This is a genomic window from Limnobacter sp. G6BE5S (assembly GCF_058448965.1).
Genome location: NZ_JBZFLM010000001.1, coordinates 1 through 14906, shown reverse-complemented (window position 1 = coordinate 14906; position 14906 = coordinate 1). Strand labels below are relative to the sequence as shown.

Sequence of the window (14906 nt, the reverse complement as noted above, 5' to 3'; positions counted from 1 at the left end):
TTCGTTCTTATATTCCTGACGCAATGAACAAATTGCCTTCGGGCCTGTCCTAACTACAATTCATCATTTTTACCCAAGCAGACCTATGAAATTCAATTTACCTTTGTCCTTCCGCAAACGCAGCAGTGCTGTTGTGTTCTCTGTAATCGCGTTGTCAGCAGGCGCATGGGCATTGTCCCAGTCTGTGCAACCCGCACAGGCCGCTGCAAGCAAATCGCAGATTGAACGCATCACGGCAGCCGTGAACGAGTCGTTGGGCGCGTCAGGCGTAAAGGTGGTTTCAGTCAATGACATTGAATTCATTGATGGCTTGTTTGAGGTTGTTGTGAATCACAACGGCACCAAAAAAATCATTTACACCAATGCAAGCGGTAGTCACCTGATTTTGGGTGAACTGATGGAAAGCAAATCCATGGCGAATTTGACTGAAGCCAGGCTGGACAAACTCAATGCCATCAATTTCGAAAAAGATCTGCCTCTGGGCCTGGCCTTGAAATCAGTGTACGGAACGGGTAGCCGGAAAATCGCTGTATTTGAAGACCCCAACTGTGGCTATTGCAAGCGTTTCCGCAAAGAAACCCTGTCCAAGTTGCAGGACACCACGGTTTACACCTATGTCTATCCTGTGTTGGGCCGCGACTCGGTCGACAAAGCGCAAAAAGTAATGTGTGCCAGTGACAAATCCAAAATGTGGGATGACTGGATGCTGAAAGACCAGTCCCCCACAGGAAACGGCAATTGCAACCCGCCGATCGATGAGTTGGTCAGCTTGGGTCGAGGCATGGGCGTATCAGGTACACCCACCGTATTTTTCCAGGACGGCACACGCGTTAGTGGCGCCATTCCATCTGCCGACCTGAATCGCCGCATCGCTGCGGCTTCACGGTCTAAATAATTACTTCGGCTCCCGGGGTTCAGCTTCCGCTTTCGGGCAGGGGCGTACCCTTGGGCCAAATCAACCACATCTTCAATGGCTGGCGAGTCAAGCCGGCTGCTGTACCCGCTTCCTCGCCGGTTCCCCAAAAATAGTCGGCACGCACCCGTCCCCGAATGGCCCCCCCGGTGTCTTGCGCCAGTGTTCCCTGTGTAATTGGCGTGTTGTTCACGGGGTTGCTTGATTCGATCCAGATCGGGCTGCCATAAGGTACTTTTTCCCGGTCTATGGCCAAGCTGAGTTTGCCAGTCAGGGGCACACCCATGGCGCCCACTGGGCCTTCCTGTGGTCGTAGTACCTTGTTTTCTTTGAAAAACACCACGCTTGGGTTGGCATTCAGCAAATCATCCAGCTTGCCAGGGTTGGCTTTCGCCCAATTTCGGATGCCGGGAATTGTGGCTTGGGCTGCGGTCAATTCTCCGCGGTCCACCAGCACTTTGCCAATGGATTTGTAAGGGTGGCCATTCTGCTCGGCATAACTCAGCCGAATCACGCTGCCATCGGGCAAAGTCACCCGGCCCGAACCCTGCACCTGCAGTAAAAATGCATCCAGTTTGTCATCTACCCAAACAATCGGTTTCTCGCGATCAGGTCCCAGGCGTTCCCATTCCGCCCTGTCGAAGAAAGGTACCAGCGTATTGCCCTGAAGGCGGCCGCGCAGGCGCTTGCCTTTCAGTTCCGGGTATTGTTCATCCAGCTTCACCGTGATCAAATCCGCAGGCACACCGTAAAGGGGGGCTTTGTAAGCGCTTTGTTCTTTGCGTGCACCTTTCAGCATGGGTTCGAAATAACCGGTTAGCAAGCCTTCTTTCTTGCCGTCTTCCTGTTGAAATTGCCACACATCAAAGTTGGCTTCCATCCAGATTTGTGCCGGTAAAAGTGTATTGCCACTTAAATTTTGTCGGGCTTTGCGGCAAGCGTCCAGCAGGCCGGTGGGCGTGGCTTTGCGTTTTGCAAGGGCATTGCCGTTGACTGAACATTGCTCTGCAAAGGCCTCCAGAAAGCGGCTGTGGTTGCTTGTGTTCCAACCGGGCAAGCTTGAAAAATCTGACTTCACAAACAAGGGCAAAGCCGGTTTGTCGTCTTTTTTCTCGGTTTGCGCCGGTTTTTCTCCTGTCGGGCATGAACATTCAGCCGCTTTCGGAGTCGGAGAAGTAGCGCATCCAGATAAAATCAGGGCGGCCAGCATGGTGCTGGGCCACCAACAACGGAGTGAATTGAACATGTGGTTACTCATTGCAGAAATGGTTTTGGCTTTGGGCCTGATCGTGTTCATTATGTGGTGGACTTTGAGGGCCAGGGTGGATCATCCTGTGGAAAAATCGGATACGGAGTCTTCCAAAACAGACGCACCCCCAAACAAGGATTAGTGCAACACTCGCGGCATTGACAGCAAAAACTCGGGCACGGGCACATCAAATTGCTCGCCGCCTTCACCCACAAAAGTGTAACTGCCCTTCATGGTACCCACCGGGGTGGGCAGCGGGCAGCCGCTGGTGTACTCGAAACTCTCGCCAGGGCGTAGTGTGGGTTGTTCGCCGACCACGCCATCGCCTTTTACTTCTTGAACAATGTTGTGGGCGTCAGTAATGATCCAGTGGCGACTCAGCAATTGTGCTGTTCTTTCACCCACATTTTCTATTTCAATGGTGTAGGCGAAAACATAAGGACCTTTGTCTTTGTCGCTTTGCTCCTCAAGAAACTGGGTGCTGACTCGGACTTCAAACTGATAGGGTGACGGGCTACTCATGCGGTGTGGCTTGTTTCTGTTGCTCTGGGCATTAAGTATGACTTCAAACCCCCGTTTTCACAAATCCGAAGCCGCTTTCAAAGCCATTTGCCCGGGGTAACTTCGTTTAAACTCTTGCTTTGTGTCTGAATTTTTCTTCGAAGGCCTGCCATGAACCCGTTTGTTATTGCTCCCAGTATTCTTTCAGCTGACTTTGCCCGTCTGGGCGACGAGGTGAAAAATGTCATTGCAGCGGGCGCAGACTGGGTTCACTTTGACGTCATGGACAATCATTACGTGCCCAACCTCACCATTGGCCCTTTGGTTTGCGAGGCCCTGCGCCCCCACACCACTGCGATGATTGATGTGCACCTGATGGTGCGTCCGGTCGATCGGATCATTCCTGATTTTGCCAAGGCGGGTGCCAACTTGATCAGCGTGCACCCAGAGGGAACGGATCACCTTGACCGAACGCTTGGCCTGATTCGCGACTCCGGTTGTCAGGCAGGCATTGTGCTCAACCCGGCCACCCCGATTTCCTGGGTGGATCACGTCATGGACAAACTCGACCTTATTTTGGTGATGTCGGTAAACCCTGGTTTTGGCGGGCAAAGTTTCATTCCACAAGCCTTGGTGAAGCTGACCGAATTGCGCAAGCGAATTGATGCACATGTGGCCAAGGGCGGTCAAAATATTCGCCTTGAAGTGGATGGTGGCGTGAAGCCTGACAACATTGCGCAAATTGCACGCGCAGGTGCTGACACCTTTGTTGCCGGCTCGGCCATTTTCGGCAAACCCGACTACAAAGCCGTCATTGACCAAATGCGGGCAGAGTTGGCCACTACGAGATAAGCGACCATGACCAAGAAAGCAGTATTGTTCGACCTCGACGGAACGCTTTTGCACACGGTGCCCGACCTGGCTGCCGCGGTGAATGCCATGTTGGCGGATTTGGGCAAACCCGTGTTACCCGAGGAAACCGTTGCAGTGTATGTGGGCAAGGGCGCAGAAAATCTGGTCAACAGAAGCCTTACGGGCAGCATGACCGAGAAGGCCCCCCCCGAACTGTATGCCCAAGCCATGGCCAACTGGCAAGGTCATTACACCCACATCAATGGCAATCACTCGGTGTTCTATTCGGGCGTGAGGGAAGGGCTTGATCTGCTGAAGAATGCCGGTTACAAACTGGCGGTGGTCACCAACAAGCCGGAACGTTTCACCAAGCCACTTCTTGAGCGCACTGGCATTGCCCATTACTTCGAGGTGGTCGTAGGCGGAGATACCTGCCCCGTGAAAAAACCCGACCCCATGCCCGTAACCCACGCCTGCAAGTTGCTTGGTGTGGAGCCCTCGCAGGCCCTGATGATTGGTGATTCCGTGAACGACGCGCTTGCTGCAAACGCAGCCGGCGTAGAGTGTTGGCTTTTGCCCTATGGTTACAACGAAGGGCGATCTGTTCACGACACACCGTGCGATGGCATCGTGAGCACGATCGAGAAAGCTGCACAACGCCTGCTGGGCACACGGGTACCACAATGATTTCTAAAGCTGAATTTGATGCATTCGCAACACAGGGGTATAACCGCATTCCGCTGATTGCGCGTTGCTATGCCGACCTCGATACACCCTTGTCGGTGTACCTCAAGCTTGCCAACAAGCCAAATACATTCTTGCTTGAATCGGTGGTGGGTGGCGAACGCTCCGGCCGTTATTCGTTTGTAGGTTTGCCTTCCACAATCACCATCAAGGTGGTTGAACATTCCGTGGTGGTACAACAGCAGCACCCGGACGGCACGCTGGACACGCTTGAGACATTCAACGGCGACCCGCTGCAATTTATCGAGCAGTACCATGCCCGTTTCAAAGTGCCGCCTGTCAACAGTAGTCCCCGTTTTTTTGGTGGGCTAGCCGGCTATTTTGGATATGACACGGTTCGCTACATTGAGCCTCGACTTGAGGCCAGTCGCAAAGCCGACGATTTGGGTATTCCCGATATTTTGCTGATGTTCACCGACCGCATGGCGGTGGTCGATAACATTCAAGGCACCATTCAGCTCATCGTGTTTGTCGATCCAGCGCAAACCAATGCCTATGAAAACGGCGTTGCCGAGGTCAAGCGACTCATGGGCCAGCTTCGCCAGCCCATCGCCATTCCGGTCTCGGGCAGCAGCGAAAGTACCCCGATTGAACGCAGCATGAGCAAAGACTATTTCTTTGACATGGTGGCCAAGTCCAAAGAATACATCGCTGCCGGTGATGTCATGCAGGTGGTCTTGGGGCAGCGGCTGAGCAAACGCTTCACGCAAGACGCACTCATGCTTTATCGCGCCTTGCGTTCTCTGAATCCATCGCCTTATTTGTTCTATTACAACTTCGGCAGTTTCCAAGTGGTGGGTTCATCGCCCGAAATTCTGGTGCGGCAAGACCAGGTCGAAGGCAAAGCGCCTTTGGTCACCTTGCGCCCCATCGCCGGCACGCGCCCGCGTGGCAAATCACAGCAAGAAGATTTGGCACTTGCCGAAGAGCTGCTGGCCGATCCCAAAGAAATTGCAGAGCATGTCATGTTGATCGACCTGGCTCGCAACGATGTGGGGCGTATTGCACAGGTCGGTTCTGTGCAGGTCACCGAGAAAATGATTATCGAGCGCTATTCTCATGTCATGCACATTGTCAGCAATGTGCAGGGCGACTTGAAGCCTGGTATGGGGGCCATGGATGTGCTCCGCGCCACTTTCCCCGCGGGCACGCTTTCCGGTGCACCCAAGGTGCGCGCCATGGAAATCATTGATGAACTCGAACCCACCAAGCGCGGCGTGTATGGCGGCGCCTGTGGCTATCTCAGTTTCACTGGCACCATGGATGTCGCCATCGCCATTCGCACTGGCGTGGTGAAAGACCAAACCTTGTATGTTCAGGCAGGTGCTGGCGTGGTCGCCGATTCCGTGGCCGAAAGCGAATGGCTCGAGACCGAGAACAAGGCGCGTGCGGTCATGCGCGCAGCCGAACTTGTGCAGGCTGGTCTGGACGGTGAGTTGTCGTGATTGTCTCTACCCGCAAGGGGCTGTGGCGGGTGCGTGTGTTAAAATTTTGACAAATCACGCACTTGTTTCTTCCCCCTATTCGAAATGCAGGCCCGCCATGCTGTTGATGATCGACAACTACGACAGTTTTACCTTCAATCTTGTCCAGTACTTGGGTGAATTGGGTCAGCAAGTGCATGTTGTTCGCAACGATGCCATCACAGTCGATGAAGCACTAAGCCTCAAGCCCCGTGCGGTGTGTGTTTCGCCTGGCCCCTGTTCACCAGCGCAGGCCGGCGTGTCCATTGAAATCATTCAGCGAATGGCCGGTGTGGTTCCCGTTTTGGGTGTGTGCCTGGGGCATCAGGCCATTGGCGAAGCCTTCGGTGGCAAGGTTGTACGTGCCAAAACCATCATGCACGGAAAAACATCCCCGGTTCATCATCACAATGTGGGTGTCTTTGAGGGCTTGCCCAACCCGCTTATCTGCATTCGCTATCACTCATTGGCAATCGAGCGGGAAAGCTTGCCCGATTGCCTTGAAATCACCGCAGAAACAGCAGATGGTGAAATCATGGGTGTTCGTCATAAAACGCTGGATATCGAGGGTGTTCAGTTTCATCCTGAATCCATCCTGAGTGACCGCGGGCATGATCTGCTCAAAAATTTCCTTAAGCGCGTTAACTAAACCCTTAACCTCCAAATCTCATGTCCCAGTCATTTAATTACCCCGCCATTTTGAATCAACTGCTTGCTGGGCAAGACTTGTCGCATGAACTCACCCGAAATGCATTTCAGCAACTATTGAGTGGTGGTTTGACCACTGCGCAAATTGCTGGTTTGCTGGTTGGCTTGCGTGTCAAAGGCGAAACAGCCGAAGAAGTGGCTGCCGCCGCACAAGTCATGCGAGATCTGGTCACTCCGGTCGAGTTGCCCGCAGGCACTGAGGTTGTCGATCTGTGCGGCACGGGTGGCGATGGTGCGCAAACATTTAATATTTCAACTGCCTGCATGTTCGTGCTGGCAGCCGCCGGCGCCAAAGTGGGCAAGCACGGTGGTCGCAGCGTGTCCTCTAATTCGGGCAGCGCCGATGTACTTGAATTGCTTGGCGCCAACATCAATCTGAAGCCGACCCAGGTTGCAGAATCGATCGCCCAAGTGGGCATTGGATTCATGTTCGCACCGAATCATCACAGTGCCATGCGTTTTGCGGGCCCGGTTCGCAAAGAACTGGGTGTGCGCACGGTGTTCAACATTCTCGGCCCACTCACCAATCCAGCCAATGCCAAGCGCCAGGTCATGGGTGTGTATAGCGCCAATTTGCTCGACTTACAGGCCGAAGTGCTCAAGCGTTTGGGGTCCATTCAAGCGCTCATCGTGCATGGTGAAAATGGCATGGACGAACTGTGTATTGAATGCGACTCAAAAATTGCTGAGCTACGCGATGGTGAAATCAGGCACTACAGCATCAAGCCCGAAGACTTTGGTCTTGCACGCGCATCACACAGCAGCCTGCATGCAGGTTCTGTCCAAGAGTCTCGCGACAAAATTTTCCATGCATTGAATGGCAAGGGCGGTGCAATTGGTGACATCGTGTTGCTCAACAGCGCAGCAGGTCTGTATACAGCAGGTGTTGCAGGTAGTCTGAAAGAGGGCATTGATGTGGCGCGCTCCACCGTGGCCAGTGGTGCAGCAATCCGCAAACTCAATGAGTTCGTCGACTTTACCAAGTCGATTGAGCAATAAGGCAGAACCATGAGCGATATTCTTGACAAAATTTTAGCCACCAAGCGCGAAGAAATTGCACAGGGCAAGCAGGTTTTGTCTGAAGTGCAATGGTTGACCAAGGCCGCAAAGCTGGCCCCAACGCGGGGTTTTGCCAACGCCATGAAAACAGCGGTGGCCAAAGGCCTGCCCGCAGTCATTGCGGAAGTAAAACGTGCCAGCCCCAGCAAAGGCATTCTGCGCGAACCTTTTGATCCCGTGGAAATCGCAAAAAGCTATGCCGAGCATGGTGCAACTTGTTTGTCGGTGCTCACTGACATTCAATATTTCAAAGGCGCGCCCCAGTACCTCGACATGGCCCGCGAGGCGAGTGGTCTGCCCTGCATCCGCAAAGATTTTATTATCGATACCTATCAGGTTGTACAAGCCCGGGGTCTGGGCGCCGATGCCATTTTGCTGATTGTTTCAGCCTTGCAGTTGCCTCAACTGCTGGAACTCGAGCAATGCGCCAATGAGCTGGGTATGGATGTACTTGTCGAAGTGCATGATGCGCAAGAAATGGACATTGCCTTGCAATTAAAAACACCACTGATTGGTGTAAACAATCGCAATTTGCGCACTTTTGAAACGTCATTGCAAACCACGCTTGATCTGAAAGGTCGGGTGGGCCCAGAGCATTTGCTGATCACCGAGAGTGGCATTGCTACCCGTGACGATGTGGCCCTAATGCGTGCCAATGATATTCACGCATTTTTGGTTGGCGAGGCGTTCATGCGGGCAGCCTCGCCAGGGCAGGCACTGGCAGATCTTTTTTATTGAAGCCAAGGGGCAGGCACAACCTCGCCCTCGCTTTGTTCCGGTTTTTTGATTGTCCATTCATTGGATGCCGGTTCGGCTGGTACCAAACTAAATTCCATCAGCCGATCTGCGCGAAATGCAATTGCGCGCAGTGGTGTTCCGGGCCGGCTTGCTGCCAATAGCCGTTTGTAGTTGGTTTCGGTCAGTTTTTTCTCACCCAATGCCACCAGCCAATCGCCTGCTGAAATGCCACTCGCGTGGGCAGGACCACCGTTAATCACCTGCTTTACCAACATACCTTCAGGTTTAAATTGCCCGTGTAACCCAAGGTAAATTTGCTCATCATTTTGAGTTTGACTCAGGCTCAAGCCAAAGGTCTTTAAGGCCTCGTCCAATGGCAGCTCGTCGGTGCTCTGTGTCCATTGTTCAATTTCCCGGTTGAGCTCAATCCCTGTGGCTTCCAGCACCAGGCCTGGGAACTCATCCTCCTTCAGTCCCTCGCCAGTCAATCCTTTGCGTTGCCACATCAAGCGCATCACATCGTCCAGGCTTTTCTGGCCGCTGCTTTGTTTTCGAATTGCGGAATCAATACACAAAGCCACAAGTGAGCCCTTGGTGTAGTAACTCACAATTGCGTTGGGTGCATTTTCATCTTGTCGATAGTATTTGGTCCAGGCATCAAAAGAGCTGTCCGACACAGATTGATTCATGCGTCCAGGGCCCTTTCTCACCTGTGTAATGTTCCTGCATACGCTTTTCAGGTATGCCTCTTCGTCCAACTTGCCCGCACGTGCCAACACAACATCATCGTAATAGGATGTAAAACCCTCGAAAATCCACAACAATCGGGTGTAGTTTTCCTGGGTCAGATCATAGGGAACAAATGCAGCTGGTTTCATGCGCTTCACATTCCAGGAATGAAAGTACTCATGGCTGCAAAGTCCCAAAAAGCCTTCATAGGCTTTGGACGTTTTCTCAACACCACATTGAGGCAATTCGTTCGCGTTAAAAAGCAATGAAGTGCTGTTGCGGTGTTCCAGACCACCGTAACCATTGTCGGTCGCATGCAGCATAAACACATACCGCTCAAAAGGCGCACGTTTGGTGTCGGGTTCAAACAAGGCGATCTGAATTTCGCACACAGGCTTCAGGTCGTTGCAAATCCGTTGCAAATCCAGGTCGGCGTCTGCGCCATACACTGCAAATACATGCTCAACTCCCAACACAGAAAAGCTTTCTACCCGCAAGGCACCCATTTCAATTGGGTGGTCGATCAGGCAGTCAAAATCCGTCGCTATAAATTTGACTTGACCCCCTGCCCGAAGAATCGGGCAGCCATGTGGGTCTTTCAAGGTTCCAGGCTGGCTGGGTAAGCCGCAGGCGACCAGCCAGTCCTGTAAGTCGTCGCCAGGTCTGGAAATGGTCAACTCAACCGGTTCTTGTTCAAATCCCTTCGGGCACAGAAACAGGCTGGTGCCGTTGAAAAAACCATGGGTGTCATCCAGGTGTGCGCCGCGCACTGACAAATCCCAGGCATACACTCGCCATTCGCATTGAATTAAAAGTGAATGCGCGGCAAGCCCAATCTGCGCGCCATCGACATGTACTCGCCAGCTGTCCTTCCTTTCCCGTGTGACCGTGGTTTCAACCTGTCCTAGACGGGCCCGCACATAAAGCACGTTCCGTGCAAATTCACGAATCAGGTAACTGCCAGGAATCCAGGCGGGCAACGTTAAGTCAATCCAGCGCTCGTCGCCAGTGCCTTGCAGTTGTTCCCGTGCAATCTCAAATTGCAATTGAACGTCGAAATAGTGGCCTTTCGGGTCTGCCACCGTGACCTGGTAATGCAACATGGTAATCGTCTGTGTATTAAATTTTGATAAGCACGCGGCCCGTGTTGGTTCCCGCCATAATTTGGGCAGCTGCTTCAATCGCACCTTCCAGTGGAAGTGTGCGTGAGAGTCCTTCCAACTTTTTCAAATCAAGGTCGGCAGCCAGTCTGCGCCAAGCTTCCTCACGCACTGGCAAGGGTGCCATCACCGAGTCAACGCCCGTCAAGGTAACGCCCCGTAAAATAAATGGTGCCACCGAAGAAGGCAAATCCATGCCTTGGGCCAAACCACATGCAGTCACCGTGCCACCGTATTTGGTCTGTGCACAGGCATTGGCCAGGGTGTGTGATCCCACGCAGTCCACAACACCAGCCCAGCGCTCGCGTTGTAAAGGTTTTCCGGGCTCACTCAACAACTTTCGGTCCATGACTTCGCTCGCGCCCAAACCTTTCAGGAAATCAGTTTGTTCAGGTTTGCCGCTGGTCGCCACTACGGTGTAGCCCAGCTTGCTCAACAGTGCGATTGCAATACTGCCGACGCCGCCAGTTGCACCAGTCACTAAAATTTCACCGCTACCAGGTTTCACGCCGCCTTTTTCAAGGCCCAGCACACACAACATGGCGGTGTAGCCCGCGGTGCCGATCGCCATGGCCTGCGCAGGGCTTAAACCCGCTGGTCGTTTAATCAGCCAATCCCCTTTCAGTTTTGCTTTTTCGGCCAGGCAACCCCAGTGCGTTTCTCCCACGCCAAATCCATTGAGAATTACTTCATCTCCAGGTTTGAATCCAGGGTGGGCGCTTTCCAATACGGTACCTGCACCATCAATGCCCGCAACCATGGGCCATTGGCGCACCACAGGGGACTTGTTGCAAATTGCCAGGCCGTCTTTGTAATTGAGTGTGGAATGGGAAATTCGAACCAGCACGTCACCAGCTTCAGGCAACTGGCTTTCGTCCAGTTGCTCAATACTGGCCTTGAACTCGCCTTGTTCGTTTTTTTGAAGAAATACCGCTTTGAACATACTTTGTCCTTCCTTGCTTTTTGGTCAGTCCTGAAAAATAGACTACACCATTTAAGCAAAGCAGGCGGTCACTAACAATCCAACAATTGCACCCAATGTCAGGTGGTTTCTCAGACGCAGGTAAGCATCGAACGCCTTCATGGGCTTTAAAAAGCGCTGGTCTACCACCCATACCAAAGCCAGAATCAGGGCAAGAATCCAAAGGGTGGATTCAGGGGGCGAGAATGCGCCAGCCAGCCAGGCCAACAGTGAGGGCGTTACTCCCCAGATAAAACTTCGTGTTTCAAATTCCGATTGATCCAATCCGGCAAGGTAAACAGGTTGGTCCTGGCTGCTGAGTGAAATAGCCAGTCCCCAATGCACAGCGCCCAAAAACGAAACAATGCACAATGCGTAAATCAGGTTGTAATTGGCAAAGCGCTCCGCAATCTCGGTACCGCTGTATATGCCGGTCAACGCAGCCAATCCCAAAAATGGAACCAGCCCTGCGTAACCGAGCACATTCATCCAGTGAGTTTTCAATGTTGGTGCCATCGTCATTCCACCAATATTGCGCCATGTACAGCTTCTTCAAGGCTTCCGGCCATCAAGGTGGTCTCCCTGTAAAAACGTGAAAAGCTCTGCTGAAAACGAGAAGGGCTGGGTAGCAGTTTGTCTTCCGCGTTCCATCGAACCGGAAAACAACGGCCCATCATCACATAGCCTGAATTCAAAGTTTCCCTCAACTCAAACTCGGTGCCTGTCTGAATAAAGCAAGCCAGCATGGTTGCGCAGTGAGCAATGTCATCGGTGTTCACAACCCATATTTGATCGCAACCGGTTTCCATGGCATTCAGCACGAAATCCCAGCGTTGTTTGCTCCAGGGGTGGGCTTTGTGAAATGCGCAGTCAATCAAGCCCACGCGCAACTCGCCGGTTTGCGTCAAATCAAAGCAGGCTTTGAGCTCCCAAGGGTGCACCAAATTAATCTTCTTGAAATTGCCCATCAAGCTACTGCATGAGTCAACACCAGCCTGTTGACGAAGGTCCACTGTCTTGCGTTTTAGCGTGTCGGTCAACAGTTCAAGATCAAAGTTGTGGCATCCCGGTTCCTGCGCGCCAATCGCGGGCGCATTTCTTTCGCATCCCACATCGCGTTTGCTCCGGGCAATCGATTCCAAGTCTTCATAATCGGTATCAATGGCCGTCCCGCTGCAATTCCACATCGGTGCATATTTCTTGACATTGTCCGAGTTGAAAACATAGGGTTTGTGGCTAAACGTCCCAGCCACCCATTGCCAGCTCAAGTGGTTAGATGCCAGGTCCCCGTCCAGCAGGTGGGCGTACATCCAGTCAGCGCCCACTTTCCAGTGCACTTTTCGCATGTGAACCACATAGGACGCTATCCACATCCGGACATGGTTGTGCAAATAGCCAGTCTCATAAAGAAGGGCAACTCCAGCATCGATTGCTGCAACTCCGGTTCGGCCTTCCCGAATGTCGCCTGGCAACTGCGAGCTGTACTTGCCCGACCACACTGGTCTGCGGACATCGCTCAATATTCCGTTACCCAACTCAGCATGTGCATGTTTGAAGAACTCCCGCCACGCAAATTCAAAGATCAGCTTGTCCTCGAAACTCAGGCGATACTTCTCCATCAATATTTGGGTCGCCTCTCGCACACTCAAGTAGCCATGAGTAATCCAGGGGGAAAGTCGCGTTACTGCGCCATCCAGAAAATTCCGGGTGCGGCTGTACCTTGCCGGGTCCACTGTCGCGAGTGCGTTCAGTGCAGCAAGGCGGCTGGGTTCAAATTTGACGGGTGTTTGGTGCTGCATGACTGTGGCTCTTTATGGGATTGAATGGGGTTTACTTCACAAGAGGACGGATATTCCTGAACCCGCCGTCCACATTCAACACTGTGCCTGTCATGCGGCTGGCCCCTGCGCCTAGCAACCAGTACATGGCCTGGGCTACCTCACCGGGCTGGTTGACGCCCTGCAATGGGTATTGCTTGGCGCTTGCTGCACGCATCATGTCACTTTTCAAAAAAGCCGATGCAATCGGTGAGTCGGTCAGGCCCGGGGCCACCACATTGATTCGAATATTGTCAGCCGCGTGTGTGGCCGCAGCCGACTTGGCCAAACCCTCAATGCCCGCCTTTGCAGCAGCGATCGCCTCGTGATTGGGAACACCAATACCAGTGGCGCAGGTGGACACCAACACGGCAGAACCGCCTTGCGCATTGGTTTTTGCATGTTTTAAAAACGCACGCAACCCATACATGGCTGAAAACAGGTTGACCTGCATCACGCTGTCAATTTGAGCGTCGGTGGTTTTGGTTAAAGGGGCAACCAGGATAGAGCCCACACAGTGCGCGTAGCCATCCACTTGTTTTCCCAGGCTGTTCACCGTTTCAAATGCGGCATTTACGGATCCAGAGTCGCAGGCCTGCGTCTCTAATATATGTACACCTGGTGTATGGCCATATAGCGCCTCAAGTACCGATGCATCCCGACCTGCCGCAATCACCTCTTGTCCAGAATCCACACACAACTGAATCAATTCCTGGGCGATTGCACTGTTGGCGCCCATCACGAATATGCACTTTGTCATTCTTTACTGCCTGTTTTGTCCAAGGTGAAGCTATTTTGTCCTAGACAGAAAATAAAGTCACGTCTTGATTCAAAACTCTTTAAGGTCGGTGAATACTCGAATTTCAGCGGTTAGACTTTCTCCATCCCTATTAATAAGCAGGAGACTGACCATGACATATGAAACCATCCTCGTAGAAACCATCGGCAAGGTGGGCTTGGTGCGTTTGAATCGCCCCCAAGTATTGAATGCACTGAATGACCAACTGATGACTGAGCTCGGCGACGCCCTAACGGCTTTCGATTCCGACGACAACATTGGCGCAATGGTAGTTACAGGCAGCGACAAAGCTTTCGCTGCCGGTGCGGACATCGGAGCGATGTCCTCATTTACTTATATGGATGTGTACAAAAGCGAATACATCACGCGCAACTGGGAAACCATACGCAATGTACGCAAACCAGTGATTGCAGCGGTACGTGGGTTCGCTTTGGGCGGTGGTTGTGAATTGGCCATGATGACCGACTTCATCATTTGTGCGGACACGGCCAAATTCGGTCAGCCAGAAATCAAGCTCGGCATCATTCCTGGTGCCGGTGGTACGCAGCGCCTGCCGCGTGCAATCAGCAAAGCCAAAGCGATGGATCTGTGTCTGACTGGCCGTTTAATGGATGCAGCTGAGGCGGAGCGAGCCGGGCTCGTGTCGCGTGTTGTTCCTGCAGACAAGTGTCTGGATGAAGCCATTGAGGCCGCCACTATTATTGCAGCGTATTCAAATCCGTCGGTCATGATGGCCAAAGAGAGCATTAACCGAGCATTCGAGGGCTCTTTGTCAGAGGGAATGCTGTTTGAGCGTCGCATGTTCCACAGTTTGTTTGCCACAGAAGACCAAAAAGAGGGCATGTCTGCCTTTGTGGAGAAGCGCAAACCCAATTTCACCAACAAATAAGACCCAATTTTCGAATTAATTTGAATTAATTTGTAATTAAATTGGTGCCGGCAGCCATTTAAGGTGCGGTCAAACCAAAAAAATTGAAATATTTTCAGGGCTCCTTCGGGAGCCTGTTTTTTGTGCAATTCTGGAAAAAATCCTTGTGCTTCAGAGGCTTGTTTTGGTCTGCGTGTGGGGTGTTTGGAACACACTTTTGACGCGTTGCAGAAAAATACAAATTTCTTCGCAAAAGTGTTTGACAGGTTTTGGATTGATGTGCATAATCTCGTTTCTCTGCTGCACGACAAGCAGGACGAAACGAAGCAAGCAAGCGGTTCTTCA

Annotated in this window: 16 protein-coding genes; 9 read left to right on the top strand and 7 right to left on the bottom strand. The window is 52.4% G+C overall.

The features are described from left to right. The first annotated feature begins 85 nt into the window (after positions 1–85). Positions 86–895, top strand: coding sequence for a DsbC family protein (locus ACVL1J_RS00080; protein ID WP_341237214.1), 810 nt, complete (start codon positions 86–88; stop codon positions 893–895). 19 nt (positions 896–914) lie between these two features. On the opposite strand, the gene mltA is transcribed toward ACVL1J_RS00080, so the two are convergent. Then, positions 915–2159 (bottom strand): murein transglycosylase A, encoded by a 1245-nt coding sequence (gene mltA / locus ACVL1J_RS00075; RefSeq protein WP_159568250.1) that lies wholly within the window; start codon positions 2157–2159, stop codon positions 915–917. Positions 2160–2300: 141 nt separating this feature from the next. Further along, complete coding sequence (gene apaG, locus ACVL1J_RS00070; RefSeq protein WP_159568251.1) at positions 2301–2684, bottom strand: Co2+/Mg2+ efflux protein ApaG; 384 nt, start codon at positions 2682–2684, stop codon at positions 2301–2303. A 150-nt stretch (positions 2685–2834) separates the two neighbouring features. Here apaG and rpe point away from each other — a divergent pair, with 150 nt between their 5' ends. The 6 genes from rpe (at position 2835) to trpC (ending at position 8227) form a co-directional block, all read left to right on the top strand. After that, positions 2835–3515, top strand: coding sequence for a ribulose-phosphate 3-epimerase (gene rpe, locus ACVL1J_RS00065; RefSeq protein ID WP_159568252.1), 681 nt, complete (start codon positions 2835–2837; stop codon positions 3513–3515). A 6-nt stretch (positions 3516–3521) separates the two neighbouring features. Further along, a complete protein-coding gene (locus ACVL1J_RS00060; RefSeq protein ID WP_341237215.1) occupies positions 3522–4202 on the top strand; it encodes a phosphoglycolate phosphatase in 681 nt (226 codons plus the stop codon). Beyond that, positions 4202–5704, top strand: coding sequence for an anthranilate synthase component I (gene trpE / locus ACVL1J_RS00055; protein ID WP_341237224.1), 1503 nt, complete (start codon positions 4202–4204; stop codon positions 5702–5704). Before ACVL1J_RS00060 ends, trpE begins: the two co-directional genes overlap by 1 nt. A 97-nt stretch (positions 5705–5801) precedes the next feature. Further along, positions 5802–6371 carry an aminodeoxychorismate/anthranilate synthase component II gene (locus ACVL1J_RS00050; RefSeq protein WP_159568254.1) on the top strand — a complete coding sequence of 190 codons (570 nt, stop codon included), beginning with the start codon at positions 5802–5804 and terminating at the stop codon, positions 6369–6371. Between the two features lie 20 nt (positions 6372–6391). Next, complete coding sequence (gene trpD / locus ACVL1J_RS00045) at positions 6392–7429, top strand: anthranilate phosphoribosyltransferase (RefSeq protein ID WP_341237216.1); 1038 nt, start codon at positions 6392–6394, stop codon at positions 7427–7429. Positions 7430–7438: 9 nt separating this feature from the next. Further along, the gene (trpC, locus tag ACVL1J_RS00040) at positions 7439–8227 is read left to right on the top strand and encodes an indole-3-glycerol phosphate synthase TrpC (RefSeq protein ID WP_341237217.1); all 789 of its coding nucleotides are present in this window, start codon (positions 7439–7441) and stop codon (positions 8225–8227) included. Here the strand turns inward: trpC and ACVL1J_RS00035 are convergent. The 5 genes from ACVL1J_RS00035 to ACVL1J_RS00015 are packed head-to-tail and all read right to left on the bottom strand — an operon-like array spanning position 8221 to position 13654. After that, positions 8221–10059 (bottom strand): M61 family metallopeptidase, encoded by a 1839-nt coding sequence (locus ACVL1J_RS00035; RefSeq protein WP_341237218.1) that lies wholly within the window; start codon positions 10057–10059, stop codon positions 8221–8223. The two genes, trpC and ACVL1J_RS00035, sit on opposite strands and share 7 nt — an antisense overlap. Before the next feature lie 16 nt (positions 10060–10075). Continuing rightward, positions 10076–11059 carry an acrylyl-CoA reductase (NADPH) gene (gene acuI, locus ACVL1J_RS00030; RefSeq protein ID WP_341237219.1) on the bottom strand — a complete coding sequence of 328 codons (984 nt, stop codon included), beginning with the start codon at positions 11057–11059 and terminating at the stop codon, positions 10076–10078. A 51-nt stretch (positions 11060–11110) separates the two neighbouring features. Next, the gene (locus ACVL1J_RS00025; RefSeq protein ID WP_341237220.1) at positions 11111–11593 is read right to left on the bottom strand and encodes a DUF3429 domain-containing protein; all 483 of its coding nucleotides are present in this window, start codon (positions 11591–11593) and stop codon (positions 11111–11113) included. Between the two features lie 2 nt (positions 11594–11595). Further along, positions 11596–12876: an FAD-binding domain-containing protein gene (locus tag ACVL1J_RS00020; protein WP_341237221.1), complete on the bottom strand. Its 1281-nt coding sequence runs from the start codon at positions 12874–12876 to the stop codon at positions 11596–11598. A gap of 31 nt (positions 12877–12907) precedes the next feature. Beyond that, entirely contained in the window at positions 12908–13654 is a 747-nt protein-coding gene (locus ACVL1J_RS00015; RefSeq protein ID WP_341237222.1) for an SDR family NAD(P)-dependent oxidoreductase, read from the bottom strand. Positions 13655–13805: 151 nt separating this feature from the next. On the opposite strand from ACVL1J_RS00015, the gene ACVL1J_RS00010 reads away from it, so the two are divergent. Beyond that, entirely contained in the window at positions 13806–14582 is a 777-nt protein-coding gene (locus ACVL1J_RS00010; RefSeq protein ID WP_341237223.1) for an enoyl-CoA hydratase, read from the top strand. A gap of 120 nt (positions 14583–14702) precedes the next feature. After that, positions 14703–14906, top strand: a 204-nt coding sequence (locus tag ACVL1J_RS00005) for a hypothetical protein (protein ID WP_491664994.1), incomplete at its 3' end; no start/stop codon positions are given.